3 protein-coding genes are annotated in these 4,639 nt (G+C 39.5%); all 3 read left to right on the top strand.

Features of this window, described 5'->3' with window-relative positions; translation table 11 throughout:
- The coding region (locus B2V92_RS04785; RefSeq protein ID WP_293305180.1) for a gamma-glutamyltransferase at positions 1–613 on the top strand (613 nt) is incomplete at its 5' end.
- Between the two features lie 87 nt (positions 614–700).
- Entirely contained in the window at positions 701–3,037 is a 2,337-nt protein-coding gene (locus tag B2V92_RS04780; RefSeq protein WP_293305179.1) for a GAF domain-containing protein, read from the top strand.
- Between the two features lie 371 nt (positions 3,038–3,408).
- A partial coding sequence (locus B2V92_RS04775; protein ID WP_293305178.1) for an OmpA family protein occupies positions 3,409–4,639 on the top strand: 1,231 nt, incomplete at its 3' end.

Below are 4,639 nucleotides of genomic sequence, written 5' to 3'. Positions count from 1 at the left end.
GGTACTGGCAGGCGAAGTAAAAGGAGCAGAACATGAAGAAACCACGCATTTTTCTATTGTAGACCGCGATGGTAATGCCGTGTCTATCACTACAACCTTAAACGGTTCTTATGGATCGCTGGTGGCCGTAAAAGGAGCCGGTTTTTTGCTTAATAACGAAATGGACGATTTTTCTGTTAAACCGGGTGCACCGAATATGTATGGTTTGGTAGGTGGCGAAGCCAACGCCATTGCACCAAATAAGAGAATGCTCAGCTCAATGACACCGAGTATTGTGGAAAAAGATGGAAATTTGTTTATGGTGGTGGGCACACCTGGAGGATCGACCATTATTACTTCGGTATTCCAGACCATCATAAATGTAATCGATTTTGATATGTCGATGCAGTCGGCAGTTGCAGCTAAAAAATTCCACCACCAATGGCTACCTGATGAAGTATATGTAGAAAAAGATGCGATCGATAGCCTATCTACTGAAAAATTGAAAGCTAAAGGTTATAAAATTATGCCCAGGGGAGCAATCGGCAGGGTTGATGCCATTTTAAAAACGAAGTGGGGTAATTATCAGGGCGGAGCCGATCCGCGTGGTGACGATAAGGCCATTGGTTGGTAGCAGATTATCGCTTCTATTTTTTTATCTTAGCATTAGTTAATTTGGTACCATTCAAGTAGCAGGTTGTCTAATTCAAAATTTAAAGAGATGAAGAAGCGCATATTCAATATTGCCCAAAACTATCCAGATTTACCCGCGGTAGATTCAGCCATCTCTTTTGGCCCTTTTGTGAAGTACCTGCAACGGAAAATTGAAGAGGAGCAGACGGTAAAGTCGACCCTTTATAGCAATGCATTAGAAGAGTTCAGGAAACAGGGAGTAGATGATCAGGTGATCGCGCTCGATGACATTTATCAGCACGAATTGTTGCTGGAGTACATGTATGCCTGCCTTTCGCCGGCACTTTTAACAGAAGATCATCAGGCCTGGGGGCTTTGTGCTCCAATGCAGCCCATTACCTTTTACGGTACCGAACTGATGTACGAATTGCTCGAACATGAGGAAAAAGATCAGAACAGCTTTGCAGGATCGAAAACGCTTGAACAGCACCGGCACGATCGTCTTCATTTTATTTACTCGTTTATCCTTAACGAACTATATGCGTTCCACTCGCCCTTAAAAGAAAAATATCATTCGGCCATTAATGCCGATACCGGCCTGCCTGCTTATTTCCACATTGGTGTAAATGCCGGTTTTATCGAAGTAAGAACTAAACAAAACTTGCCTGAGCTTAGCTACCGCGAATTACAGCAATATTTAACTGAAGAATCTGGCCTGGATAAACTACAACAGGTATTGCCTTTAGATCTTTTTGAGCTGCGGGGCATTTCGGTACTTACCATAACCGATGTTACGCCTAAACAGGCAGTAGAAAATATTAAAGCAGTTAGGTTAAACCGCATACCTGGTAACGAAGGTGCCGCCTACGAAGAGGTGATCCAATCACTAAAAGTATTGGTGCAGAATGCCAATATCCAATTCGACCTTTTCCCTTTTGTAAGGGTAAACAACAAAATGGTTTATGGCTATGTAAAGGGTGGCAGTGGACTGCTTTTTTCTGTATGGGGCGAAGAAACTTTAAGTCCCGAAGCATTTCAGCAGATTGCCGAAGGTTATGCCGCTAACCCCAATTCCTTTTATTCACCCGATATCTGGGCCGAAAGTAAGGAAATGTTTCCCTGGCTGGACCGGTTTAGGGAATTGAATGTAAAATCGATGGCACTCATACCGGTGTTTCATAACCATATATTGGTTGGGGTGCTGGGGATGCATACCTGGGTGGGTGAAACTTTTGATGAAAAGAAAATCACTTTGCTCGATCCCGTATTGGCTCCGATTGCGCAGTTATTGCAGGTGTATATCGATGAATTTAACCTTGAAATTGAAAATATAATCAAGGAAAAATATACTTCAATACAACCTGCCGTACAATGGAAATTTAATGAGGCGGCCTGGCACCACCTATATAGTAGAAAAAAGAACTTACCAATCAGTAGTGACGACATTAGTTTTAAAGATGTTTACCCTTTTTATGGTGCAATAGATATCAGGAACTCAACAACCGAAAGAAATATTGCAAGTAAGGCCGATCTGAGCCTTCATTTGGCTATGCTTAATGATACCTTGAAAGAACTTACCAAAAGTTATAGTGATGCCTTATTGTTGGAGATCATTTTTAACTGCAACAAATGGAATAACATTTTGCAGGGCAATGAGTTAAATACAACAGATGAAAACAGCCTCAATATTTTTCTTAAAGAAGAAACCAGCGATTATTTAAAACTCATTTCACAGTCGCATCCCAACACCCAAAAAATAATAGGGGGATACCTCGAAACCATTTCCGAAAACCATGGTGAGGTTTATAAACACAGGCAGGCTTTGGAAGCATCCATGCAGTTGATCAATACTTCAATTAATAATTATTTCGAAGCCGAGCGCGAAAAACTGCAGGAATCTTATCCCTGTTATTTCGAAAAATTTAGGACGGATGGGGTTGAATACGATATTTATATTGGGCAATCTATTGCTCCCGATAAGGTTTTTAACCATTTCCACTTAAAAAATCTACGCTTATGGCAGCTTTCATCAATGGCGGCCATTGCCAAAATGGTAAAACAACTCGAACCCGAAATGCCTGTTAAACTGGCCACTACACAACTGATTTTTATCCATAACCATCCCATAGATATCAGTTTCCGTGTTGATGAAAGAAAATTCGATGTAGAGGGGGCTTACAATATCCGATACCAGATGATCAAAAAAAGAATCGATAAAGTGCTCATCCGGAATTCGCAGGAAAGGTTAACCCAGCCCGATAAATTGGCTTTAATCTATTTCAATAAAAGGGATATCGACGATTACCTGCCATTTGTAACTTATCTCCAGGAAACAAAAGTATTAGCATCCGAAACCGAAGATCTTGATCTGGAAGATCTGCAGGGTTTAAGCGGATTAAAAGCGCTACGGTTAACAATTTTGTAAGTAAACTATCCAGTAGCTTAACCTCTTCCAATAGTCGTTACCCTGAATTTATTTCAGGGTCTATCTAGTTGTGAAAATGTGTTGATCACATTTAACCATCTTTAAAAATCATAAAGCCGATAGATGAGACAAATCTGATGGTTATCGAATTAGCATGACAATCAGTTTAGCTATTACACCAAGAATTGATTATTGCCGATAAATATTAATCACAATGAGATAATTAAAGTTTTTAACAACAGCACACCCGTCAGCACATACTACACCGCAAAATAATTGTTAACAAGTTGATAATTATTTTTACATGGTTGTATTTTTGGTATAGCAATTGTAAGGGTATGGAAACGCTATTCAACGTTATACAGAAAATTATGAAACTACAGCTATTTAAAACATTACCAGTTGCACTTGCTGGTTTATTAGTCGGGACAGCTGCTTCGGCTCAAACTCCTGCAACAAACACAACAACGTTCAGAACATGGTCTATCGGTGTTAATGCAGGTGTGCTCACCCCCCTATCACCACTAGGTGGTAAAAACGATTTTAGTAATAATAAATCTAATTTTGGTTACGGGCTTTACATTAAAAAACAATTTACACCTTATTTCTCTTTACGTTTAGATGGAGTTCGTGGTAAATTAAAAGGTGATAATACTGAGCCTTACGAAAGTGGCTTGGTAAATAATTCGCCGGTAAGGGCTTTCGATACGCAGTTATCGTACTCAGGAAGTTTAAACGCCGTTGTAAACATGTTCAATATCGACATGTTTAAAAAAGAGAACACTTTACAGCTTTTTGCTTCGGCCGGTTTCGGATTTGCAGGATATAAACCAACAATTACAACTGCTTCAGGAACGTCGCAATTTGGTGGTGGTGATAACATCAACGAATTAATTATCCCTGTTGGTTTAGGTGCTAAATTTAAACTTTCGGATGCTGTTAATTTAGATTTAGGGTGGACAATCAATTTTGTTGATGGTGATAACCTTGATGGTTACTACAAAAACGGAAACGATAAATATAACTATGCTTATGCAGGTTTAGAATTTGCTTTGGGTAGCGGAAAACAATTGGCTTTCCACAATCCGGTAGCTTTAACCTATGATGAAGCTGTAAAAGCTAAACAAACCGCTGAAGGTTTAAGGTCTGAATTAAACGCACAAAAAGCTGATAATGCTAAATTGCGCGGCGAATTAAATGATATCTTAAAAGATACCGATGGTGATGGTGTTGCAGATAAATTGGATAAATGTCCTGATACTCCTGCAGGTACTGTAGTAGATGGTTCAGGTTGTCCATTAAAAACTCCTGAAAAAGTGGTAGAAAAAGTAATCGTTACTGAAGAAGACCGCAAAGTGGTTAACGAGGCGATTAAAAACCTGGAGTTCGACTTAGGTAAAGCAACAATCCGTGCTAAATCTTTTGCTTCATTAAACAGGGTTGCCGCCTTATTGATCCAGAAAAACTTCAGTTTAAAATTAGCCGGTCACACTGATAACACAGGTTCTAAAGAATTGAACTTACGTTTATCAAAAGATAGAGCAGAATCTGTAAAAGCTTACTTAGTTTCGCAGGGTGCTAATGCATCACGTATCGAAGCTA

Source organism: Pedobacter sp. UBA5917, from assembly GCF_002432345.1.
In the GTDB taxonomy this organism is placed as follows: domain Bacteria; phylum Bacteroidota; class Bacteroidia; order Sphingobacteriales; family Sphingobacteriaceae; genus Pedobacter.
The sequence above is the reverse complement of the archived record's forward strand: the minus strand, read 5'-3'. Positions and strand labels throughout refer to the sequence as shown.